Origin of the sequence: Leisingera sp. XS_AS12, from assembly GCF_041224635.1 — a bacterium.
Lineage (GTDB): Bacteria > Pseudomonadota > Alphaproteobacteria > Rhodobacterales > Rhodobacteraceae > Leisingera.
In genome coordinates this window covers 247,227-270,845 of the sequence record NZ_JBGFGM010000126.1, presented here as the reverse complement: position 1 = coordinate 270,845, position 23,619 = coordinate 247,227, and the positions used below count along the sequence as shown (strand labels likewise).

At 62.7% G+C, this 23,619-nt stretch carries 20 protein-coding genes; 11 read left to right on the top strand and 9 right to left on the bottom strand.

Annotated features, from left to right (window positions below):
- Positions 1 to 101 precede the first annotated feature (101 nt).
- Complete coding sequence (locus tag AB9K35_RS21575; RefSeq protein WP_369929332.1) at positions 102 to 3,521, bottom strand: indolepyruvate ferredoxin oxidoreductase family protein; 3,420 nt, start codon at positions 3,519 to 3,521, stop codon at positions 102 to 104.
- Positions 3,522 to 3,690: 169 nt separating this feature from the next.
- On the opposite strand from AB9K35_RS21575, the gene AB9K35_RS21570 reads away from it, so the two are divergent.
- The 7 genes from AB9K35_RS21570 to grxD all read left to right on the top strand — a co-directional run bounded on the left by AB9K35_RS21570 (position 3,691) and on the right by grxD (position 11,704).
- Complete coding sequence (locus AB9K35_RS21570; RefSeq protein ID WP_222453122.1) at positions 3,691 to 4,596, top strand: LysR family transcriptional regulator; 906 nt, start codon at positions 3,691 to 3,693, stop codon at positions 4,594 to 4,596.
- Positions 4,597 to 5,117: 521 nt separating this feature from the next.
- Positions 5,118 to 7,394, top strand: coding sequence for a mechanosensitive ion channel family protein (locus AB9K35_RS21565; RefSeq protein ID WP_369929329.1), 2,277 nt, complete (start codon positions 5,118 to 5,120; stop codon positions 7,392 to 7,394).
- A gap of 225 nt (positions 7,395 to 7,619) precedes the next feature.
- Positions 7,620 to 9,785, top strand: a complete 2,166-nt coding sequence (gene purL, locus AB9K35_RS21560) for a phosphoribosylformylglycinamidine synthase subunit PurL (RefSeq protein WP_369929327.1) — start codon at positions 7,620 to 7,622, stop codon at positions 9,783 to 9,785.
- Positions 9,786 to 9,883: 98 nt separating this feature from the next.
- Positions 9,884 to 10,402 (top strand): hypothetical protein, encoded by a 519-nt coding sequence (locus AB9K35_RS21555; RefSeq protein ID WP_222453125.1) that lies wholly within the window; start codon positions 9,884 to 9,886, stop codon positions 10,400 to 10,402.
- Positions 10,403 to 10,467: 65 nt separating this feature from the next.
- Positions 10,468 to 10,704, top strand: a complete 237-nt coding sequence (locus tag AB9K35_RS21550) for a BolA/IbaG family iron-sulfur metabolism protein (protein WP_369929325.1) — start codon at positions 10,468 to 10,470, stop codon at positions 10,702 to 10,704.
- A gap of 242 nt (positions 10,705 to 10,946) precedes the next feature.
- A complete protein-coding gene (locus AB9K35_RS21545; RefSeq protein ID WP_369929323.1) occupies positions 10,947 to 11,186 on the top strand; it encodes a hypothetical protein in 240 nt (79 codons plus the stop codon).
- 155 nt (positions 11,187 to 11,341) lie between these two features.
- The gene (grxD, locus tag AB9K35_RS21540) at positions 11,342 to 11,704 is read left to right on the top strand and encodes a Grx4 family monothiol glutaredoxin (RefSeq protein ID WP_222453128.1); all 363 of its coding nucleotides are present in this window, start codon (positions 11,342 to 11,344) and stop codon (positions 11,702 to 11,704) included.
- A gap of 74 nt (positions 11,705 to 11,778) precedes the next feature.
- Here the strand turns inward: grxD and AB9K35_RS21535 are convergent, their stop codons facing one another.
- The 3 genes from AB9K35_RS21535 to AB9K35_RS21525 form a co-directional block, all read right to left on the bottom strand.
- Complete coding sequence (locus AB9K35_RS21535; protein WP_369929320.1) at positions 11,779 to 12,963, bottom strand: calcium-binding protein; 1,185 nt, start codon at positions 12,961 to 12,963, stop codon at positions 11,779 to 11,781.
- Between the two features lie 251 nt (positions 12,964 to 13,214).
- Positions 13,215 to 13,616: a cell division protein ZapA gene (locus tag AB9K35_RS21530; protein ID WP_222453130.1), complete on the bottom strand. Its 402-nt coding sequence runs from the start codon at positions 13,614 to 13,616 to the stop codon at positions 13,215 to 13,217.
- Entirely contained in the window at positions 13,616 to 14,455 is an 840-nt protein-coding gene (locus AB9K35_RS21525) for a colicin transporter (RefSeq protein ID WP_369929318.1), read from the bottom strand. Before AB9K35_RS21525 ends, AB9K35_RS21530 begins: the two co-directional genes overlap by 1 nt.
- A 245-nt stretch (positions 14,456 to 14,700) precedes the next feature.
- Between AB9K35_RS21525 and tkt the strand changes: the two genes are divergently transcribed.
- Entirely contained in the window at positions 14,701 to 16,722 is a 2,022-nt protein-coding gene (tkt, locus tag AB9K35_RS21520) for a transketolase (protein ID WP_369929316.1), read from the top strand.
- Positions 16,723 to 16,793: 71 nt separating this feature from the next.
- On the opposite strand, the gene AB9K35_RS21515 is transcribed toward tkt, so the two are convergent.
- Positions 16,794 to 17,126, bottom strand: a complete 333-nt coding sequence (locus AB9K35_RS21515; protein WP_369929314.1) for a GYD domain-containing protein — start codon at positions 17,124 to 17,126, stop codon at positions 16,794 to 16,796.
- A gap of 183 nt (positions 17,127 to 17,309) precedes the next feature.
- Positions 17,310 to 18,281 carry a DUF808 domain-containing protein gene (locus tag AB9K35_RS21510; protein WP_369929312.1) on the bottom strand — a complete coding sequence of 324 codons (972 nt, stop codon included), beginning with the start codon at positions 18,279 to 18,281 and terminating at the stop codon, positions 17,310 to 17,312.
- Positions 18,282 to 18,527: 246 nt separating this feature from the next.
- On the opposite strand from AB9K35_RS21510, the gene gap reads away from it, so the two are divergent.
- Positions 18,528 to 19,529, top strand: coding sequence for a type I glyceraldehyde-3-phosphate dehydrogenase (gap, locus tag AB9K35_RS21505; protein ID WP_369929310.1), 1,002 nt, complete (start codon positions 18,528 to 18,530; stop codon positions 19,527 to 19,529).
- A 76-nt stretch (positions 19,530 to 19,605) separates the two neighbouring features.
- Positions 19,606 to 19,749, top strand: coding sequence for a hypothetical protein (locus AB9K35_RS21500; RefSeq protein ID WP_222453136.1), 144 nt, complete (start codon positions 19,606 to 19,608; stop codon positions 19,747 to 19,749).
- 87 nt (positions 19,750 to 19,836) lie between these two features.
- Here the strand turns inward: AB9K35_RS21500 and coaD are convergent, their stop codons facing one another.
- From coaD to AB9K35_RS21485, 3 genes are all read right to left on the bottom strand, one after another.
- Positions 19,837 to 20,337 (bottom strand): pantetheine-phosphate adenylyltransferase, encoded by a 501-nt coding sequence (gene coaD, locus AB9K35_RS21495; RefSeq protein WP_222453137.1) that lies wholly within the window; start codon positions 20,335 to 20,337, stop codon positions 19,837 to 19,839.
- 114 nt (positions 20,338 to 20,451) lie between these two features.
- On the bottom strand, positions 20,452 to 20,886 hold the full coding sequence (locus AB9K35_RS21490) for a CBS domain-containing protein (RefSeq protein WP_222453138.1): 435 nt from the start codon (positions 20,884 to 20,886) through the stop codon (positions 20,452 to 20,454).
- Between the two features lie 94 nt (positions 20,887 to 20,980).
- Positions 20,981 to 21,877 (bottom strand): LysR family transcriptional regulator, encoded by an 897-nt coding sequence (locus tag AB9K35_RS21485; RefSeq protein WP_222453139.1) that lies wholly within the window; start codon positions 21,875 to 21,877, stop codon positions 20,981 to 20,983.
- 162 nt (positions 21,878 to 22,039) lie between these two features.
- Here AB9K35_RS21485 and AB9K35_RS21480 point away from each other — a divergent pair, with 162 nt between their 5' ends.
- Positions 22,040 to 23,539 (top strand): CoA-acylating methylmalonate-semialdehyde dehydrogenase, encoded by a 1,500-nt coding sequence (locus tag AB9K35_RS21480; RefSeq protein WP_222453140.1) that lies wholly within the window; start codon positions 22,040 to 22,042, stop codon positions 23,537 to 23,539.
- Positions 23,540 to 23,619: the final 80 nt, after the last annotated feature.

The following is a 23,619-nucleotide window of genomic DNA, read 5'->3' as shown; positions in this document are numbered from 1 at the left end:
GCGCCACCGCGCCGCGCGACAGCGCGGCGCCGGGCCCAACCGGCGTAGGGCCAGCGCCCGCAGGGCCGGACCTGCACCGGGCGGGAGCGCTTCGTCGGCGGTTACTCCGCCGCCTGCTTCACAGCCGTCCCTCCCTCACGAAGGACCGCAAGCAGCTCCTCGCGGCGCTTGGCAGCCTTTTGTTCGTTGGTTTGCTTCACCGGGCCAAATCCCCGGATCTGCAACGGCAACTCGGCCAGCGCGATAAGGGCATCCATGGTCTCCGGCGCGGCTTTCGGCAGCCATTCCCGCATGTCGCGCTCATATTGCGCGATCAGCGCGCGCTCCATCTTGCGCTCCGCCGTATAGCCAAAGACATCCAGCGGCGTGCCGCGCAGGCGTTTGAAACGGGTCAGCAGCCGCAGCCAGCGATCCAGCCCCTGGCTGAACTTGCGTTTCTTCGGCCGCCCATTGGGATCCACTCCGCCCAGCATCGGCGGCGCCAGATGATAGGACAGTTTCAGGTCGCCCTCGAATTCCGCCTCCGCCTGGCTGCGACTGTTCAGCAGCAGCCGCGCGACTTCGTACTCATCCTTGTAGGAAAGGAGCTTGTGATAGCCCTTGGCCACGGCCTCCTTGAGTGCCGGATCACTGATGCCCTCCAGCAGGCGCGTGTAACGCTTTGCCAGCCCCTTGCCCTGATAAGCGATCAGATGGTCGACGCGGAAGGCGATTTTCTCGTCCAGAGACTTGGGCTTTGCCACCACTTTCGGCTGGCTCAGCGCGGCGGCATCGGCGGGATAAAGAACTGCCCAGCGGCCAATATCAAACGCGCGCTTGTTGGCCTCCACCGCGGCGCCGTTCATCTCGATCGCCTGCATCAGCGCCGCATGCCCAACCGGCACCAGCCCGCGCTGCCAGGCCGCGCCAAAGACCATCATGTTGGAAAAGATCGAGTCGCCCATAGTGACACGGGCCAGTTCCGAGGCGTCAAACAGGTCCAGGCGCTCGCGCAGACGCGCCTGCAGGGCAACCTCAAGCCTGTCGGACGGAATCGCAAAGTCGGTGTTGCGGGTGAATTCCCCGGTGATGATCTCGTGGCTGTTGACCACGGCCCCGGTGCGCCCCGCCGTCGTCAGCCCCAGCGTCTTGGCACCGGAACTCACCACCAGGTCACCGCCGATCAGCGCGTCTGCTTCGCCGGTGGCCACCCGGATCGCCGAGATGTCCTCGGGGCGGTTGGCGATCCGGCAATGGATGTGCACCGCGCCGCCTTTCTGGGCGAGACCAGCCATCTCCATCAACCCTGCACCCTTGCCGTCGATCTGCGCAGCCTGCGCCAGCACCGCGCCTATGGTCACGACGCCGGTGCCGCCGACGCCGGTGATCACCACGTTGTGGGTGCCGTTGATCGCAGGCAGGTCCGGTTGCGGCAGGTCCGGCAGTTCCAGCGTGGCAGTCGCCTCCTTGCGGATCTTTGCGCCCTCAACCGTCACGAACGAGGGACAGAAGCCGTTCAGGCACGAAAAATCCTTGTTGCAGGAGGATTGGTCTATGGCACGCTTGCGGCCCAGTTCGGTGTCCTTGGGCACGATGGAGACGCAGTTGGACTGAACGCCGCAATCACCGCAGCCCTCGCAGATGTCGGGGTTGATGAACACCCGCTGGTCGGGATCCGGGAACTGCCCGCGCTTGCGGCGGCGGCGTTTCTCGGCGGCGCAGGTCTGGATGTAGATGATGGCCGAGACGCCCTCGATCTCTTCGAACTCGCGCTGGATCTTCATCATCTCGGCACGTTCGTGCATCCGCATGCCCGCCGGGAACAAGGACGGATCGACGTCCTCCTTCTCGTCATAGACCACGGCGATAGTTTTCACCCCCATCGCGGTCAGCTCATGCGCGATCTGATGCGCTGTCAGACCGCCCTCGGCCGCCTGCCCGCCGGTCATCGCCACGGCATCATTGTAGAGGATCTTGTAGGTGATGTTGGTGCCCTCGGCCAACGCGGCCCGGATCGCCATCACGCCCGAGTGGTTGTAGGTACCGTCGCCGAGGTTCTGGAACACGTGCTTGCGCGTCGAGAACGGCGCTTCGCCGATCCAGTTCGCGCCCTCGCCGCCCATATGGGTAAAGCCGGTGGTCTCGCGGTCCATCCACTGCACCATGAAGTGGCAGCCGATACCGGCATAGGCGCGCGCGCCCTCGGGCAGCTTGGTCGAGGTGTTGTGCGGGCAGCCCGAGCAGAAATAGGGCAACCGGCTGGCGATTTCCTCGGCGTTGTCGGCGCATCGGGCCTCGTCGAGCTTGGCCATGCCTGCGCGGATGGCCTCGGTGTCGCGACCCTCTTCGATCAGGATGCCGCCGAGCTTTTCGGCGATCATGATCGGGTCCAGCGCGTATTTGGTCGGGAATAGTTCCTCGCGGTGCAGCGCACCGGCGCCGCCCTTGTACCAGCCATACACCCGGCGGCCGCGGCGGTTGTCGAACAACGCTTCCTTGATCTGGATCTCGATCAGCTTGCGCTTTTCCTCGACCACAACGATCAGGTCCAGCCCTTCGGCCCAGTCGTTGAAGCCCTTCATGTCCATCGGCCAGGTCTGACCCACCTTGTAGGTGGTGATGCCAAGCCGTTCGGCCATCGCCTCGTCGATGTTCAGAAGCTTCAGCGCATGCACCAGGTCCAGCCAGTTCTTGCCCGCGGCAACCAGCCCGATCTTGGCGCCGGGCTTGCCCCAGACGCGCTTGTCCATCTTGTTGGCATGGCTGAAGGCCTCCGCGGCAAAGCGGCGATAGTCGATGATTCTGTTTTCCTGGCGGAAACGATCATCGTCCAGCCGGATGTTCAGTCCGTCGGGCGGCATGTCGAACTTGGGCGTCACCAGCTGCACCCGGTCCGGGCGGGCATCGACAACCGAGGTGACCTCGATCGTGTCCTTCATGGTTTTCAGACCAACCCAAAGCCCGGAGAACCGGCTGAGCGCATAGCCATAGATGCCGTAGTCGAGAATCTCCTGCACTCCGGCGGGGCTGACGATGGGCAGATAACAATCCAGCAGCGACCATTCCGACTGGTGCAGCACCGTGGAGCTTTCGCCGGTGTGGTCGTCCCCCATGGCCAGCAGCACGCCGCCATGTTTCGAGGTGCCCGCCATATTGGCATGACGGATCGCATCGCCCGAGCGGTCCACCCCCGGTCCCTTACCATACCACAGGCCGAAGACACCGTCGAATTTACCCTCCCCACGCAGTTCCGCCTGCTGCGCCCCCCAGAGCGCGGTGACCGCCAGGTCCTCGTTCAGCCCGTACTGGAACTTGACATCAGCGGCACTCAGCTGCTTGGCGGCGCGGCTCATCTGGATGTCGACCGCACCCAGGGGCGATCCCCGATACCCGGTGACCAGACCGGCCGTGTTCAGACCTGCCGCCTTGTCGCGGTGCTTTTGCATCAGCATCAGCCGCACCAGCGCCTGGGTGCCGTTCAGCAGCACCGGCGATTTGGTCAGATCGTATTTGTCGTTCAGTGAAATCTTCTGCGTGCTCATCTTGGCCTCCCGCCCAAAGAATAGCTTGCTCTCTCCCGTTTCGATAATAGGTCAGAAATACTGACCTGTGTAGCCGCTTTTTTTTCGATTTTACTCGCTTGCACCGCGAAAACTGATACATAACTAAGGTTTCATCTACTGACCCCGAAATGCACGGAAAGTAACGGATATGGATTGGGACAAGCTCAGAATCTTTCACGCGGTCGCGGATGCGGGCAGTCTCACCCATGCCGGTGACAAGCTGAACCTGTCACAGTCGGCCGTCAGCCGCCAGATCCGCGCGTTGGAGGAGAGCCTGAACGCAACCCTGTTTCACCGCCATGCACGCGGACTGATTCTGACCGAACAGGGGGAATTGCTGTTCGACGCGACGCAGTCGATGACCAGCCGCCTTGACGCGGCCGCGGCGCGCATCCGCGACAGTGAAGAAGAGGTCTTTGGGGAACTCAGGGTGACCACGGCCACCGGCTTTGGCACCCTCTGGCTGGCGCCGCGCCTGACCAAGCTGTACGAGCAGTATCCGAACCTGAAAATCGATCTGATGTTGGAAGAGCGGGTGCTGGACCTGCCGATGCGCGAGGCCGATGTCGCCATCCGCATGAAGGAGCCGAGCCAGGCCGACCTGGTACGCAAGCGCCTCATGACGGTGCGGATGGCCCTGTTCGCCTCGCCCCGTTACCTTGAAAAATACGGTGTGCCGGAAACGATCGAGGACATTTCGGATCACCGGTTGATCTGCCAGAACCAGCGCGCCGCGCAGGTCAGTTCGGCGGCCGTCGTCATCCGCAAACTGATGTCCTACGAACCGAAGTCGCTGCTGACGGTGAACAACTACTTTGGTGTGCTGCAAAGTGTGGTGCACGACATGGGCATCGGCATCCTGCCGGACTACGTGACCGAAGAGTTCCCGGAACTGGTCGAGGTTCTGCCTGACGAAGGACAGAACACTGTCCCGGTTTACCTTGCCTATCCCGAAGAGCTGCGCCATTCGCAACGCGTTGGTGCCTTCCGGGACTTTGTCCAATCCGAGATCATGGCGCACCGCAAGCACATGAAAGAACTGGGCAAGCTGTAACCAGCACCGACATCGGTTAGACGCCTCATCTGCTGCCGCACACCCGCCACAGCCTTGCCGCGCGGCACTGGCTGCGCTGCTCTGTGCGCGCGCCCGTCTACCGGTGCACAGACCGGGGAAAGCGCCGCGCGCGCCTGCGTCTTTGGGTATCGGATGGCAGGGTTGTTCTCGCGAAATCAAAGCCATGCAGAAACCGCATAGCAGCTTTGACGTTCATTTCGCATCTCGCCTCTTGAAGGGTTCGGCGCGCAGCCCTAAATGACCCTCATGAAGGCGGCGCTGACGCCCTCCTTCATACCTCCCTGTTGGACTTCGGCCGAGCTTAGTGCTCGGCCTTTTTTTTGGCCGGTCGCTACCCGCAAGATCCCCGTTCTTTGCCAGCCGCATCCCTTCGGTGCGCGCAGCAGGTGCGGTACAGTCCGGCACCGTGAGCTTTTTCTTTGACCTGCATAAGGCCCATCGGGTCAACTGGACGAGACTTCTGTTCCAATTTTCAGTCTCATTCAGGGGCAAAGAGATTTATGGCACCTTTATTTCAGCAGCTTGCCCGCTATTTGGGCGGTTTCTTCATCGCCTTGACCATCATCGTCGCCGCCGGAGGCAGCGCGGCCCGTGCGCAACAGGAGGCGACAACGGCCGATCTTCCGCCAGCTGCGGTGCACGAGATGGTCGCCCGGATGTCCGACAACGAGGTGCGCGCCCTGCTGCTGGAACGGCTCGACGCGGTTGCCGCTGCATCCGGGCAGCCGGACGAGCCGCAGACGCTGTCGGGGCGTGTTGCCCAGCTCTGGACCGCTTTCACCGAACCGGTGAGCGACGCAGTCCGCAAGTTACCTGCGCTGCCCGCCGCGCAGGGCCAGTCTTTCCGGGTCTTTGGCGAACGCCATGGTGGCCTCACCGGCGTGCTGGAACTGTTCGCCTGGATCGCGGTCGTTCTCGGCCTTGGCTTTCTGGCGGAATTCGCCGTGCGCAAGATCCTCGCACGCTCGCGCTTGCTGGAGGCTGCCCCCGGTGCCTCGACCAGCCCTAGCGCGTCCCTTGCCGAAACGCTGATCTTTCTGGCACGCCGCTTCCTGCGGGAAATAATCGGTCTTGCCGTTTTCTACGTGGTGATCCGCACCCTTGGACACGCCTTGCTCGAAGAGCAGATGATCGCGTTCGCCGCGCCGATGGTCACCTATCTGGTCTGGCTCCCCCGAGTCGCAGCAGCCGTCTCGCGCTTTGTCATGGCGCCGCAACGGCCGGACCACCGGCTGGTGAACGCCTCCACCCAATGGGCTGATTTTCTGCATCTGCACATCATCGGCCTGGCCTTTCTTTCGGGGCTGACGATCTTTTCCGCGCATTTCAACAAGGCAAACGGCATCGACCCCGAGGCGATCCGGCTGAGCTATTGGCTCGACACCCTTGTTTATGCCTACATCATCTGGATCGCCTGGACGGCGCGCACGGGGCTGACGGACATCATGCGGGGCAGCGACCCGGACCGCAGCCGCTTTGACGAGGCCGCGGCGCGCTATTACCCCTATTTCGCCATGGCTGTGGCGGCGCTGACGTGGGTTTCCGTGGGCACGCTGGTCGGGTTGGGCAAAACCCGGCATTTGGCGCAGGGTGCACATTATGTCACCATGTTCTGGCTGCTGGCCGCGCCCGCACTCGACACCGCGATCCGCGGTCTCGTCAGACATCTGGTGCCCCCGATGTCCGGCGACGGGCACGTCGCCGCACAGGCCTATCGTTCGACCAAACGCAGCTACATTCGCATCGGCCGGGTCGCGGTCGCCGGGCTTGTTCTGATGGTCATCTCGAACGCCTGGGACGTGAACCTGATGGGCATTGCCACCAATGCGGATGGGATAGCCGACAACATCGTCGGTTTCCTGGTGACGATCGGCGTGGGCTATGTGGTCTACGAGGCAGTTTCGCTGTGGATCAACCGCCGCCTCGCGCGTGAGCAGACCACCCCCGATGACACCGAACCGGGTGGCGAAGGGGGCGGCGCTGGCGGCTCACGCCTGGCGACGGTACTGCCATTGCTGCGGGTCAGCGCGCAGATCGCCATCGCCATCATCTTTGCCCTGCTGGCAATCGGAGCCCTTGGCATCGACATCACGCCGCTTCTGGCTGGCGCGGGTATTCTCGGGCTGGCCATTGGCTTTGGCGCGCAGAAACTGGTGTCGGATGTCGTCTCTGGCGTGTTCTTCCTGATCGACGATGCGTTCCGGGTCGGCGAATATGTCGAAGTCGAAGGCACCCGCGGCACAGTCGAAAAGATCTCGATCCGCTCGATGCAGCTGCGTCACCACCGCGGGCCGGTCAACACCATCCCCTACGGCGAAATCCCGAAGCTGACCAATTACAGTCGCGACTGGGTGATCATGAAGCTTCGCTTCACCGTGCCCTTCGATACCGATCCCAACAAGGTGAAGAAGATCTTCAAGAAGATCGGCGCCGAGATGATGCAGGACGACCTCTACAAGGAGGATTTCCTGCAACCGTTCAAGAGCCAGGGGGTCTTCGACTTTGACGATGTCGGCATGATCATACGGGGCAAGTTCATGGCCAAGCCGGGCACCCAGTTCACCATCCGCAAGGAGATCTACAACCGGGTGAAGGCGGCTTTTGCGGAGAACGGGATTGATTTTGCCCGCCGCGAGGTCCGTGTCGCGATTCCCGGGCTGGAGGACGCCGACCATCTGAACGATTCGCAAAAGGCAGCCGTCGCGGCCGCGGCCAGCTCCGCCGTGTCATCCCAAACGCAGACAGAGAGCGACGGCAAGGGCGGCAAGACCGGATAGACGGACCGCCTGCCCGGCAGATCACCCATCCCCCATGTCCCGGCCAGCCCGGGCATGGGATCCTCTTGCAGGAAGTCACCCAAATCGGCACGTTTTCTGCTCTGTGACGCCCCAGATGCCCGGTCACAACGGCGCAGGCGGGGCGGTGAATGCGCAACCCCTCTTTCCCAACGGCAAAGCTTACTCTAAAAGGCGCGCAACCGCAGCCATTGGGGACGTTTACGGATGCAGGAACCCGCCATCACGCCTGAACTGATTGCAAACCACGGGCTGAAGCCCGAGGAATACGATCTGATCCTCGAAATCATCGGGCGGGAGCCAACCTTTACCGAGCTGGGCATCTTCTCGGCGATGTGGAACGAGCACTGTTCCTACAAGTCCTCCAAGAAATGGCTCCGCACCCTGCCCACCGAAGGCCCGCAGGTGATCTGCGGCCCCGGCGAGAACGCCGGTATCGTCGACATCGGTGACGGCGACGCGGTGGTTTTCAAGATGGAAAGCCACAACCACCCTTCCTACATCGAACCCTACCAGGGCGCCGCAACCGGCGTTGGCGGCATTCTGCGTGATGTGTTCACCATGGGCGCACGGCCCATCGCCTCGATGAACTCGCTGTCGTTTGGCGAACCGTCCCACCCCAAGACCCGGCAGCTGGTCAACGGCGTGGTTGAAGGCATCGGTGGCTACGGCAACTGCTTTGGTGTGCCCTGCGTTGGCGGCGAAGTGCGCTTCCATCCGGCCTACAACGGCAACTGTCTGGTCAACGCCTTTGCCGCTGGCCTGGCCAAGACCGACAGCATCTTCTACTCCGCGGCCTCCGGCGTCGGCATGCCGGTGGTCTACCTCGGCGCCAAGACCGGCCGTGACGGTGTCGGCGGCGCGACCATGGCGTCGGCCGAATTCGACGACACGATCGAGGAAAAGCGTCCCACCGTGCAGGTCGGCGACCCCTTCACCGAAAAGCGCCTGATGGAGGCCACGCTGGAGCTGATGCAGACCGGCGCGGTGATTTCGATTCAGGACATGGGCGCCGCGGGCCTCACCTGCTCGGCCGTGGAAATGGGCGACAAGGGCAAGCTGGGCGTGCGTCTGGATCTCGAAAACGTGCCGCAGCGCGAAGAGAACATGACCGCCTACGAGATGATGCTGTCGGAATCCCAGGAGCGGATGCTGATGGTGCTGAAGCCGGAACTCGAAGCCGAGGCCCGCGCCGTATTCGAGAAATGGGACCTCGATTTCGCGATCGTTGGTGAAACCATCTCCGAAGACCGCTTCCTGATCATGCACAACGGCGAAGTGAAGGCCGATCTGGTCCTGTCGAAACTGTCCTCCACCGCACCGGAATACGACCGCCCCTGGGTTCCGACCCCGACCCCCGATCCGCTGGCGGATGAGGACGTGCCGACCATCGACCCGATCGATGGCCTGAAGGCGCTGATCTCCTCGCCGAACTACGCCGGCAAGCAATGGGTTTACGAGCAGTACGACACCACCGTGATGGGTGACACCCAGCGCCGTCCGGGTGCGGGCTCCGGCATCGTGCGGGTGCATGGCACCGACAAGAAGCTGGCCTTCACCTCCGACGTGACCCCGCGCTACGTCAAGGCAAACCCCTTCGAGGGCGGCAAGCAGGCGGTGGCCGAGGCCTACCGCAACCTGACCGCCGTGGGTGCCAAGCCGCTGGCCACCACCGACAACCTGAACTTCGGCAACCCCGAAAAGCCCGAGATCATGGGCCAGTTCGTAGGCGCCATCAAGGGCATCGGCGAGGCGGTTGCCGCGCTCGACATGCCGATCGTTTCCGGCAACGTGTCGCTCTACAATGAAACCGACGGCAAGGGCATCCTGCCGACCCCGACCATCGGCGCGGTTGGCCTGATTGCCGCGGGCGAAGAGCCGATCATCGGCGAGGCCCGTGAAGGCCACGTCGCCCTGCTGGTTGGCGAAACCACCGGTCATCTGGGTCAATCGGCCCTGCTGGCCGAGGTCTTCAACCGCGAAGACGGTGATGCCCCGCATGTGGATCTGGACGCCGAGAAGCGCAACGGTGAATTCATCCGCGCGAACCGCGACTTCATCAAGGCCTGTACCGACCTCGGCGATGGCGGTCTCGCACTCGCAGCGTTCGAGCTGGCCGAGGAAGCCGGAGTGGGCGTGCAGATCGATGCCGGTGACACCCAGACCCTGTTCGGCGAAGATCAGGCCCGCTATCTGATCGCCTGCAACTTCGACCAGGCCGAGGCGCTGATGCTGGCAGCCGGTCAGGCCGGCGTGACCCTGACCACGGTCGGCAAGTTCGGTGGCGACAGCGTGAAGTTCGGCAATTCGGAGGCACCTCTGTCCGAGCTCAAGGAGATTTTCCGCAGCAGCTTTGCCGCCGCTGTCGCTTGACGATCCTGCCCGGAGGCGCTCCGGGCACTTCACACACGGGCGGAATGGCAAACGCCGTTCCGCCTTTTTCCTTGGCCTGAGGGGGAGAGCCTAGGATCATGAAACTACCGGAGCTGTCCGAAGACTGCAGTCGCTGCGCGGCCTTGTGCTGCGTCGCCTATTCCTTTGCGGAGCACGAAGATTTCGCCATCCTCAAATCGGCGGACACGCCCTGCCCCAACCTGGGCGAGGATTTTCGCTGCTCGATCCATGCAGAGCTGAAACCACAGGGGTTCGGCGGCTGCGTCGCCTATTCCTGCGCCGGTGCCGGCCAACGCGTCACCCAAGAGCTGTTTGGCGGCGAGACATGGCGCGATGATCCGGACCTGCTGCCCCATATGACACGCGCCTTGCGGGTCCTGCGCCCGATCCACGAGGCCTTGCTGATCCTGCAGGAGGCCGCAGCGCTGCCGCTGCCCAACTACCTGTCGCGCAAATGCGCCGAACTGACGGACGCCCTATGTCCGGAAGCTGCCAGTAGTGTCTGGGACTTCACCGAGGAGCACGTGCAGGGCGCCTTGGAAGAACTGCCCGGCTTTGTCGAACTGCTGGCCCCCTTCGCAACGCCGCGCGACTAATCCTGCTTGCACCGCTCCGCGCGGCCACCTACATTTTTACCAAACAAGACAAAGGACTTCTGCGGATGCCCATGCAAGCCCACGAAATCGAAGAACTGCTGCGCGAATCTTTTCCGAATGCCGAGATCCAGGTCGGCGGCACCGATGGTGTTCACATGTCGGCGATGGTGATCGACGAGAGCTTTCGCGGCAAGAACCGCGTTCAGCAGCAACGCGCCGTCTACGCCGCACTGAAAGGCAAGATGGACGGCCCCGACGGCGAACTTCACGCGCTGGCGCTGACCACCAAAGCGCCGGAGTAAGAAAACGGGACGCGCTCAGCCCCCTTTGGGGAGGACTGGTAACTTGGCCCGATATCGACACGAGAGGGGTTGTTTTTGAAACGTAATGACAAGCCTTTGACTCGCGTATTCCCTTTCCTGCGGTCGGTTGACCAGCATCCGGAGCTGGAACCCGACCGGGAATGGGAGAACAGAACGCAGGTGGTAACAATGGTCACAGCTGCCGCTGACACATCCCTGATCCGCCACTGTGGCCCGTGTTGATGAGCACAGCCGCCTATATCCTCATTGGAATTGTCGCGTTGGTTGCTGCCGCTATCGCCGTGGAAGCTTACCTGAAACGAAACCGGCGGCGGAGCCTCTCCAGCACACGACCCGTCCTCAAAACTGACGAGGTTGAATTTGGGCAGGAAGCCATCGACATCGAGCTGGTCAACAAGACCCATGCAAAGAACCAGAAAATTGAGCGCGAAAACCGCCGCCGAAGCCGGAGGCATTTGTGACCAAAGGTCGGAACCGCAGGCATTGCCAAGACCATCCGGGATGCCCTGGCGGCCCTCGTTGCAAGAGCTGCGCTTGCGGGGCTTACCTTTTTCGCGCTTCTCCCCTATATCGAAACAAACCGCGACCGGCGGAAACGCCAAGAGGAAATGGATAAATGACCGACGTAAAAACCCGCATCGACGAAACCGTCAAAGCCAACGACGTGGTGCTGTTCATGAAAGGCACCAAGGAAATGCCCCAGTGCGGATTTTCCTCGCGCGTGGCCGCGGTGCTGAACTACATCGGTGTAGACTACACCGACGTGAACGTGCTGGCAGACGAAGAGCTGCGCGCCGGGATCAAGGAATATTCCGACTGGCCGACCATCCCGCAGCTTTACGTGAAGGGCGAGTTCGTCGGTGGCTGCGACATCATCACCGAAATGGCGCTGTCGGCCGAGCTCGACGGCCTGTTTGAAAGCAACAATATTGCATTCGACAAGGATGCCGCAGACAAGATCCGCGAAGCCAACGCCTGATCCGCCTGCCCTGAAAAATGAAAAGCCTGCTGCAGAGCGATCTGCAGCAGGCTTTTGTTTTGACTCTGGCCTGGTCAGGCTGCGTCGATCAGCACCAGATCCGCGGTGGTAAATGTCGCCGCAGCCCCTTCGACACGGGCGACGAGCTGCCCCTGCTGCAGGATCAGCGCATCGCCGGTTTCGGCGTCGGCCTCGACCGCGAAGTCCTCTGCTCCGAGGCTACCGCCGCCATTGTTGACGATGAGCTGGATCATGTCTTCGCCCGGAGTGTAATCGGTCACCGCGATGACGCCCTCCGCGTCCTGCGACATGAACAGCGCGAAATTGTCTTCGCCCAGACCACCTGTGCCGGTATCACCCGCGCCCATCAGCAGGAAATCATCACCCGCGCCGCCAATCAGCGTGTCCGCGCCATCGGCATCGTTTATGAACTCGACATTGCTGAGCTGGCCGTCCTCGGCGCCTCCCGCGTCCCCTTGGTCCCGCACGGCGGCGACCTCTTCGGGTGACAGTTCACGGCTCAGGTTCACACCGCTCAGGGCATCGTTCCCGTCACCGCCATCCAGCAGGTCGTCGCCGTTGCCGCCGATCAGGTCGTCATTCCAGGCGCCACCTTCCAGCGTATCGTCGCCATCGCCGCCGAACAGCACGTCAATGCCACCGTCGCCCTGCATGGAATCATCGCCGGCACCGCCATAGGCGATGTCATGATAATCGCCGCCCATTACGGTATCGTCGCCATCATCGCCGAACAGAACATCCTTGCCGGCCTCACCGGCGAGCATGTCATTCCCGGCACCGCCAGACAGGGAATCGTAGCCGGAGCCACCGGTCAGCGTGTCGTTCCAGGCGCCACCGTCCAGCGTGTCGTTGCCTTCATCGCCGAACAACCGGTCGAGGCCACCGTCACCGGACAGGGAATCGTTGCCAGCACCGCCATAAAGGACATCGTGGTAGTCGCCGCCGGAAACCGTATCGTCGCCGTCACCGGCCAGCACGGTATCCTGACCTGCCCCGGCAGAGATCAAGTCGTTGCCAGCACCCGCGTTGATCCGATCAAAACCGCTTCCCGCGTCGATGACATCATCTTCGTCCCCAGAAACAATATCGTCGGGACCATCTGTCAGCAGGTACTCGGTCGGCCCGGAGCCGGTGTCCGGCTCACCAGTGTCTTCCACCAGTGTTTCGTTTTCGTCGTCATCAAGGTTGATGGCCAGGCCGGCAATCGCAAGGCTGCCCAGAATAAACGCCCCAATCATAAAAGTCCCCTAAAAGTAGCAAGAAAAAACTGCACGCAACCGAATTAACTCAATAGGAACAGTTTTTCCAGAATTTGCTTAGATTTTATCGGGCGCCCTGCGTGCATGCTCTGTCTTCGATCCGGAAACAAAGAAAAAAGCGTTGGCGCACAACGGGTTGCAAGCCAACGCTTCTGCATGATGTGTGGCTTATAGGGTCGTCGTTTACCCGCTCGCCTGCTTGCCGCCCATGCGGTCAGCCCCGCCGGACGTCAGGCAGCGCCGCTTGCCTTTGCCTCGATGTCCAGCGCCAGCGCTTCGGTGCGTGCGGCAATATCCATCAGGGTTTCTTCGACCTGCGGCGGGACCACGGGAATCTCGATGCGCTCGGGCTCGGGCGGAGGGGCCGATTTCAGCGCTTCCAGCTCCTGCTCACGCTCGGCCAGTTTCGCTTCGACTTCCTTGATCCGATCCTCGACCGCGGCGGTCTTGTCCGCAAGCATCAGGCCGGCCATCAGGAGCATCCGCGCCTCGGGCATCCGGCCGATCTGGTCCGACAGGACCTGCGCCTCGTCGTCGAGCATCTTGGCGGCGGAATGCAGATAGCTTTCCTCGCCCTCCTGGCACGAGACCTCAAAGCCACGGCCACCGATCATGATGGTTACTTCCGGCATCAGACTTCCTCCCCTTCGGGCAGTTTGGCGGCGGGCAGGCTGCGGGCATTGGCGAGCAGCGGCTCCAGCTTGGCCAACACAGCGTTCACCTGCGCCTTGTCGCTGGCCTGCGCCGCGCGCAACCCACTGATTTCCGCCTCCATCGCGGAATTGATCAATGACGCATCAGCCACGCCCTGGGCATTGGCATCGCGCAGCGCCGCATTGACGGCACGCAACTCGTCATTGGCCTGACGCAGCTGCTGATGTTCGGCGTCAAGCCGCACCAGGGCCGCGGACGGATCTTCGGGCTGCGCGCTGACGTCCGCATGGTCCGATCCACCGGACGCCCCGGACTGGGCCTGCTGCAACTGGGCCGTCAGGGCCTCGTTCTGAGCGGCCAGTTCCGCCAGTTCAGCCTTCAACGCATCGTGTTCGCTGGCCGCGGTATTGGCCGCCACTTCCAACTCGCGCTTCAGACGGGCAACTTCGGCCCGCAACGCTTCCTTTTCGGCCGGGTCGCCGGCTTCATTGCGCAGCAACTGGACCTCGGCCCGCAGCGCCTCCAGCTCACCCGCGTCACCGGGGCGACCACCACCGGCCTCCTTCAGGCGAGCGTTCAGGACACGCACACGCTCGGTCAGCTGAGCATTGGCCAGGCGCTCCTCGTCGAGCTCCTGCTCCAGCACCTTGCTGGCCTCATTCGCGGCGGCTGTTTCGGCCAGCCGCGCGGCTTCGGCCGCGGCTTCCGCAGCCTGCTGGCGGTCCGCCAGACGCGCCTCCTGCAACGCGGCAGCGCCATCGCTGATCCGCACCAGCGCAGCCTGGATGCGGCCTTGCAACTCTTCGATCTGGGTCATGCCTGCTTCCTCAGCCGTCCACATCTGTTCGATTTTACGCCGCCGCCTGCACGAATCGCGCCGGGCGCGGTTGACATGGGCCATGTTTCTCCAGTCTACGAATAAAACACCGCCCTTTGCGTTTCAACCACTTGCCACGACAACTTCGTGCGGCGCGGCGGACATATGCGCAACCCCGCTTGATCTTTGTGGCATCGCTGGTATTGAGCGCACCTAATGCCTGTTAACGCCAAAGGACATACCAAGTGGACCTGACAGCCCTGCGCACCGCCAATCCAGACCATTGGAACAAGGCCGCCGCCATTCGCGCGCTGGCCCTCGACGCCGTCGCCGCCGCCAACTCCGGACATACCGGAATGCCGATCGGCATGGCAGATGTGGCCACGGTCCTGTTCGAAAAGCACCTAAAATTCGACGCATCCAACCCGAAGTGGCCGGATCGCGACCGGTTCATCCTGTCCGCGGGCCACGGTTCGATGCTGATCTATGCGCTGCTGTATCTTGTCGGTGACAAGCAGGTCACCCTGGAGCAGATCAAGAACTTCCGCCAGTCCGGCGCGCTGACCGCCGGCCACCCGGAGAACTTCCTGCTGGATGCGGTCGAAGTCACCACCGGCCCGCTGGGCCAGGGCATCTCCAACGCCGTCGGCTTTGCCATGGCAGAAGAAATGCAGCGCGCGCATTACGGCAAGAAGGTCGTGGATCACCACACCTATGTGATCGCCGGTGACGGCTGCCTGATGGAAGGCATCAGCCAGGAGGCCATCGGCCTTGCGGGCCGCCATCAGCTGGGCAAGCTGATCGTGTTCTGGGACAACAACAACATCACCATTGACGGCACGGTCGAGCTGTCCGACCGCACCAACCAGGTGCAGCGCTTCAAGGCCTCGGGCTGGCAGGTGCTGGAAATCGACGGTCACGACCCCAAGGCCATCGACGAGGCGATTACCGCCGCAAAGAAGTCGAAGAAGCCGTCGATGATCGCCTGCAAGACCCACATCGCCCTGGGCCACGCCGCGCAGGACACCTCCAAGGGCCACGGCGCGTTGACCGATCCCGATCAGCTGAAGGCCGCCAAGGACGCCTACGGCTGGACCGGCGGCCCGTTCGAAGTCCCGGCCGAGATCAAATCCCAGTGGGAAGAGATCGGCGCGCGCGGCAAAACCGAGCGCGAAGCCTGGGAAGCCCGCTTTGCCGAGCTGTCGCAGCAGAAGCAGGACCGTTTCAACCGCGCCTACAACCTCGAGGCACCGAAGAAGCTGTCCGCCACCATCAAGGCGCTGAAAAAGCAGATCTCGGAAACCCAGCCCAAGGTTGCGACCCGCAAATCCTCGGAAATGGCGCTGGAAGTGATCAACCCGATCATGCCGGAAACCGTCGGCGGCTCGGCTGACCTCACCGGCTCCAACAACACCAAGACCGGCGATCTGGGCGTCTTTGACACCGACAACCGCAAGGGCCGCTACGTCTACTGGGGCATCCGCGAGCACGGCATGGCCGCGGCGATGAACGGCATGGCGCTGCACGGCGGCATCCGCCCCTATGGTGGCACCTTCTTCTGCTTCACCGACTATGCCCGCCCAGCGATGCGCCTGGCGGCCCTGTCGAAGATCCCGACCGTGTTCGTGATGACCCACGACTCGATCGGTGTCGGCGAAGACGGCCCGACCCACCAGCCGGTCGAGCACCTGGCGATCTGCCGCGCCACCCCGAACACCTATGTGTTCCGCCCCGCAGATTCGGTTGAAACCGCCGAGGCCTGGGAGATCGCGCTGACCTCCAAGGAGACGCCGTCGGTGATGGCGCTGACCCGCCAGAACCTGCCCACCGTGCGCACCGAGCACAAGCTGACCAACCTGGTCGAAAAGGGTGCCTACGTGCTGGCCGAGGCCGAAAGCAAGCGCCAGGTGATCCTGATCGCCACCGGCTCCGAAGTGTCGGTCGCGCTGGAAGCCAAGGCCCAGCTCGAAGGCATGGGCATCGGCACCCGCGTGGTCTCCATGCCCTGCATGGAGCTGTTCGCCGAGCAGGACGAAGCCTACCGCCGCAAGGTGCTGCCCGCAGGCCCGATCCGCGTCGGCATCGAAGCCGCCGTGCGCGACGGCGGCTGGGACCGCTGGCTGCTGGGCGAGCGCGGCCAGGAGAAGAAAGCCGGTTTCGTCGGCATGGACCGCTTCGGCGCCTCCGCCCCGGCCGGTGAGCTCTTCGAGCGCTTCGGCATCACCGCCGAGGGTACCGTCGCCAAGGTGAAAGAGCTGCTGGGCTAACCCCACGGTTCATCCACAATCAGGACGCCGGCAGCTCCCAGCTGTCGGCGTCTTTCGTTTTGGCCTGCCTTTCAACTGGGCGGCGCGTAGACCCCGCCGAGGCTGCTATATGTCTTCAGCGCTTGCTCAAATTCAGGCCAGTCAAACATTGGCACTGTCTTGAAACTTTCTATGGCACCGCCAAGGTTTGCCCGCAGCACGATCCCTATAAAGTCGCTTTGCTTGGGAACGTCGCAGATCAGCGCGATATGATGCTCTTGCCCAACCAGCCCGTAAAAGCCGAGCAGTTTACCTCCAGCCGCTTCGACGGTTTGGCGAGCCATTTCCTCCCGGTTGGATCCGCTTTCCACAATTGATTTAACGGCCTGCGGCGTATACCGGGCCAGCCACATGAACAGGGCCATGTGATCCTCCATGATTTTGTGATGCGCTTAGCCCGCGCGGCTGGGATGCCTGTTTGCCAAGAGGCACGGGCACACGCCAGTGTATCACAAAAGCGGGAAATTTGGCACCGCCGCTGCACATGGGAAGCAAAAGGCAGCGGAACAGCTTGTGCTGACCCGCTGGACGTTCGCAGAGCGTTGACTTCAGTGACCTGCCTGTTTCCCCGATACCGCCGCAATCGTCGGCATGATGACCTTGGTCGCCAGCGGGATCAGCACCAGCCCCAGCGCGAGGCCCAACACCCCGTCCATCGCCGCCTTGGCCACCCACTCGGCAAAGCCCTCCCAGGCGGCAGGCACCGCGTGGCCCACCGCATAGGCCCAGTCGTGGATGTGGTACCCCAGCCAGCCAAAGCCCAGCACCTCCAGCCCGTGGATGATGATCGAGCCGCCGACCCACAGCATCGCCGCGGTGCCAACCACTGACAGGATCTTCATCAGCACCGGCATGAACTTGACCAGCCCGCGCCCCAGCCCGCGGCCCAGCCCGGTGCGGGCATTCTCGGCCAGATACAGACCGACGTCGTCCATCTTCACGATCAGCGCGACAGAGCCGTAAACCGCCAGCGTGACGCCGATCGCCACCACTGCCAGCGTGGCCGCCTGCATCCAGACATTCGGCGCCTCGATCGCGGCCAGCGAAATGGTCATGATCTCGGCCGACAGGATGAAGTCGGTCTTGATCGCCCCCTTGATCTTCTCTTCCTCGAGGTGGCCGGGGTCCTTCACGCTCATATCCTCGTCAATCGCGTGGCTCGCGTGGGGGAACAGCACGTGAAAGATCTTCTCCGCGCCCTCGAAACACAGGTAGCAGCCGCCCAGCATCAACAAGGGCGTGATCGCCCAGGGCGCAAAATTGGCCAGCAGCATGGCGACCGGCAACAGCAGGATCAGCTTGTTGAACACGGAGCCGCGGGTGATGCGCCAGATGATCGGCAGCTCGCGCGCAGGCGCGAAACCTTGCAGGTACTTGGGCGTAACCGCGGCATCGTCGATGATCACGCCGGCGGTCTTGGCCCCTGCCTTGCCCGCAGCCGCCGCCACATCGTCGACCGAGGCAGCCGCAACCTTGGCAATCCCCGCAACATCATCCAGAAGCGCCAGCAATCCGCTCATGCCAAATCCCTCAAATCTCAGCCCGCAGTTGATCCGCAATCTGCCTGCTTCCGCGCCGCAGCACAAGCGTTAGCGCCACCGCCCGGCAAGCCGCGATTTTCGTTAACGCCACCGGCGCCAGCCGTTATCGCCAACATGCATTTTTTGCGCTAACAGTTTCATATTGTGGCGCTTTTACCCCTTTAGACCACATAGGCAGCGGGCTATATGGCAGCCAAAGGTTTTTGCTCGCTTGGAGACACTCAGATGACCATCAAAGTCGGGATCAACGGATTTGGCCGCATCGGCCGCTGCACCCTGTCGCATATCGCCGCCTCGGGCCGCGACGACATCGAGGTGATCAAGGTCAATGCAACCGGCCCGCTGGAGACCGCAGCGCATCTGATCAAATACGACTCCGTACATGGCCGTTTCCCGGGTGAGGTGACCATCGGCGACGGCACCATGAACCTGGGCCGCGGCGACATGCAGATGTTCTCCACCTACGACATGAACGAGCTGGACTGGTCCGGCTGCGACGTGGTTCTGGAATGCACCGGCAAATTCAACGACGGTGAAAAGGCCAAGGCGCATCTGGAGCGCGGCGCCGGCAAGGTGCTGCTGTCCGCCCCCGGCAAGAACGTCGACAAGACCATCGTCTACGGTGTCAACCATGACCAGCTGGAAGTCGGCGACAAGATGATCTCGAACGGCTCCTGCACCACCAACTGCCTGGCGCCGCTGGCAAAAGTGCTGGATGAGGCCTTTGGCATCGAACACGGCATCATGACCACCATCCACGCCTATACCGGCGACCAGCCGACGCTGGACCGCCGCCATGGCGACCTGTACCGCGCCCGCGCGGCCGCCATGTCGATGATCCCGACCTCGACCGGCGCCGCCAAGGCCCTGGGTGAAGTGCTGCCGAACCTCAAAGGCCGTCTCGACGGCTCCGCGATCCGCGTGCCGACCCCGAATGTCTCCGCCGTGGACCTGACCTTCCGCGCCAGCCGCGACGTGACCGCCGAGCAGATCAACGCCGCCGTCAAGGAGGCCGCCACCGGCCCGATGAAAGGCGTTCTGGGGTATGAGCCCGCGCCGCTGGTCTCGGTTGACTTCAACCACTCGCCCGAGAGCTCGATCTTTGCGCCGGACCAGACCCGCGTCGTCGATGATCGCATGGTGCGCGTCCTGGCCTGGTACGACAACGAATGGGGCTTCTCGGTCCGCATGGCCGATGTCGCCGTCGCCATGGGCAAGCTGGGCTGATCGCAGTCCAACAGCTTGAGATTTCACGCCTGCTCAGGTTATCTGGGCAGGCGTTTTCATTTGCGGCGGAGTTTTCATGACCAACCGGATTGCCATTGCCCTCGGCGTGCTCCTGACCCTCGCCGCCGTGGTGGACATCGCCCTGTTTGGAAACCAGCACATGGTTTTCCTCGGGAAAAAGCTGTTTGCCCTAATCCACTGGCTCGCCTTCTGGCGCTGAGCCCGCAGGGCACGTCCCGCCCCCTGACAGCACAAAGCCGGGCCCAATGAGCCCGGCTTTGTTTCAGGTGCAATCCAAAGCGTTAGTTCAGGCGGATTTTCCCAACTGCTGCAACAGCTTCTCCCGCACAAGTGGGGTGACAAATTTGGACACATCGCCATCCAGCCGGGCGATTTCCTTCACCAGCTTGGACGCGATCGCCTGATGGCGCGCCTCGGCCATCAGAAACACCGTCTCAACCGAGCTGTCCAATGCCCGGTTCATGCCAACCATCTGGAATTCATATTCAAAATCGGCAACAGCCCGCAGGCCTCGGACGATGATCTGCGCGCCAACGTCGCGGGCGCAGTCGATCAACAAGTTCTCGAAGGGATGTGCAACAATTTCGGTGCCGGTCTCTGCGCTCAGCTTGGCGCATTCGGCCTCGATCATCTCGACCCGCTCCTCGAGCGAGAACAGTGGCCCCTTGTCGCGGTTGATCGCAACGCCGATCACCAGTTTGTCCACCAGCGCACTGGCACGGCGGATGATGTCGATATGCCCGAGCGTGATCGGGTCGAAAGTGCCGGGATACAGACCTACGCGCATCTGCGGCCTCCTGCCTAGTCAAATTTCGCACACGCAAACACGTTTGACCACGCGATTGCAAGAGCGCAGAAATACGGAATTTTTCGCTACGGCCTCCTCAGGCGGCAGCGGAGCTCAATGGCCCATGATCATGTCTTGGAGCGCGTCTTTTTCCATCGCCACTTCCGCCAGCTGCGCCTTGACCGCATCGCCCAGCGTGACAATGCCGATCAGCTTGCCATTCTCCACCACCGGCATGTGGCGAAAGCGACCATGGGTCATCTTGGTCAGGATCTCTTCGACGTTCTCATGGCTGGTGCAGGTGACCAGTTCACGAGTCATGTAGTCGCGCACCGGCTTGTCGAGGCACCCCGAACCGCTGGCCGCCAGCTCCCGCACGATGTCCCGCTCCGACAGGATTCCTTCCGCGGTTTCCCCGTCGGCAGAGATCACGACGGAGCCGAATTTCTTTTCCGCCAGCAGCTTGGCAGCCTCGGCAACGGTGGCATCCGGTTTGACGGTCACAACGCCGGTGGTGGCCTTGGACTTCAAGATGGCCTGAATGAGCATTCTGCACCTCTTCGAAATTTTCTTGCGTGTAAACAAGGTTTGCCGCAATGCAGCTACAAGTCAAGGTGTCCGCGCGCTCGGCCATCTGCCCAGTTCAGGTCAGCGCCTCCAGCCGCGCCACTTCATCGCGAATCCCCCGCGACAGGGCTGCGGCAAAGCGGTTCAGCCGCTCGCTGCGCTGATCCCCCTGGTGCCGCACCAGGTGGAACCCCCGTGTCAGGCTCACCTTGTCGGTCAGGATTTTACGCAGCATCCGATGCGATGGCAGGCTGAAGTCATGGGCGATACAGATTGCCGTACCCTCGGCCGCCATCTTGATCTGCACCGATACCGAATTGGACGCCAGCGCCACCCGCTCGACGCCGATGTCGTTCAGATAGTCGAGCTCCTTGTCGAAGATCATGTCGGGGATGTACCCGATCATCTTGTGCCCTTTCAGATCCTCCAGCGTCTGAATCGGCGGGTGGTTCTTCAGGTAGTGACGCGAGGCCACCAGGTGCAGCTTGTAATCACAGATCTTCTGGACCAGCAGCTTGCCCGCGGTCGGCGCGCTGACCGTCACCGCCATGTCCGCTTCGCGACGGCTGAGGTTGATGACACGCGGCAGCGCGACGATCTGGATATCGAGGTCCGGGTTATCCTCGGAGATCTGGGCGCAGACCTGCGGCAACAGGTAGTTGGCCGCCCCGTCCGGTGCCCCGATGCGGATCTGCCCCGACAAGGTATCGCTGGGGCCGGTCAGCGCCTCGGTGCCCGCGCGCATCGCCTGTTCCGCCGCTTCGGCATGGACCAGCAGCCGGTCGCCAGCGGCGCTCAGCGCATAGCCTTGCGGCGATTTCACGAACAAAGGCGTCTCCAGCGCAGCCTCGAACCGCGCCACCCGGCGCCCCACCGTGGCAGGGTCCATCTTCAATGTCCGCCCTGCCCCCGACAGGCTCGCCTCGCGGGCGACCGCCAAAAACACCTTCATATCATCCCATTGCGGGTCCATCGCGCCGGATCCTCCGTACAGGCTGCCATTCGACCGCCGCTTTGCGGCGTTGTGACAGCTGTTAACCTATTGCGTTACTGCAAAGCCTCTTTGAAATCTTTCCCCTTTTGCGACGTTTTTTGCAAGCCTAGGATTGACCTCAAATGAATAGAGGAGGATCCGATGAAAGAGCTCGGTCATTTTATCAACGGCAAGATCGTGTCCGGCACGTCTGGTCGTTTCGACGATGTCTTCAACCCTGCCACCGGCGAAGTGCAGTACAAATGCCCGATGGCCAGCGCCGAAGAAACCACTGACGCCATCAACAAGGCGGCGGCGGCACAGCCCAAGTGGGGCGCCACCAACCCGCAGAAACGCGCCCGCGTGATGATGGCGATGGTCAGCCTGATGAACCGCGACATGGACAAGCTGGCCGAGGCGCTGAGCCGCGAGCACGGCAAGACCATCCCCGACGCCAAGGGTGACCTGCAGCGCGGTCTGGAAGTGATCGAATACTGCATCGCTGCGCCGCAGATGATGAAGGGCGAGTTCACCGACAGCGCCGGCCCCGGCATCGACATGTACTCCATGCGCCAGCCGCTGGGTGTCGTGGCAGCGATCATGCCCTTCAACTTCCCGGCCATGATGCCGCTGTGGCACGTCGGCCCGGCGCTGGCCTGCGGCAACGCCGTGGTGCTGAAGCCCTCCGAGCGCGATCCCTCCGTGCCGCTGATGCTGGCCGAACTGTTCGTCGAGGCCGGTCTGCCCGAAGGCGTGTTCCAGGTCGTCAACGGCGACAAGGAAGCGGTTGACACCCTGCTCGACAACGAGACCATCCAGGCGGTGTCATTTGTCGGCTCCACCCCGATCGCCCAGTACATCTATTCCCGCGCCACCGCCAACGGCAAGCGCGCCCAGTGCTTTGGCGGCGCCAAGAACCACATGATCATCATGCCCGACGCGGATCTGGATCAGGCCGCCGACGCGCTGGTCGGCGCAGGTTTTGGCGCGGCAGGCGAACGTTGCATGGCGATCTCGGTCGCCGTGCCGGTGGGTGAGGAAACCGCTGACAAGCTGATCGAGAAACTGGTGCCGCGCATCGAGAAACTGAAGGTCGGCCCCTACACCGCGGGCGATGACGTCGACCTCGGCCCGGTGGTGACCGCCGCCGCCAAGGAGCGCATCCTGGGTCTGATCCAGTCCGGCGTCGACCAGGGCGCCAAGCTGGTGGTCGACAACCGCGACTTCAAACTGCAGGGCTACGAGGACGGCTTCTTTGTCGGCGCCCACCTGTTCGACCATGTCACCCCCGACATGGACATCTACAAGCAGGAGATCTTCGGCCCGGTGCTGTCGACCGTCCGCGCCGCGACCTATGAGGACGCGCTGAAACTGGCAATGGATCACGAGTACGGCAACGGCACCGCGATCTTCACCCGCGACGGCGACACCGCGCGCGATTTCGCCCACCGAGTGAACATCGGCATGGTCGGCATCAACGTCCCGATCCCGGTGCCGCTGGCCTACCACACCTTTGGCGGCTGGAAGAAATCGATGTTTGGTGACCTGAACCAGCACGGCCCGGACAGCTTCAAGTTCTACTCGCGCACCAAGACCGTGACCTCCCGCTGGCCCTCGGGCATCAAGGAAGGCGGCGAGTTCAACTTCAAGGCCATGGACTAACCGTCCGATATTGCGAAAATCTTCAGGGTCCCGCCATGGCGGGGCCCTGTTTCTTTGGGCTGGCTCCCACCCCACAGGCG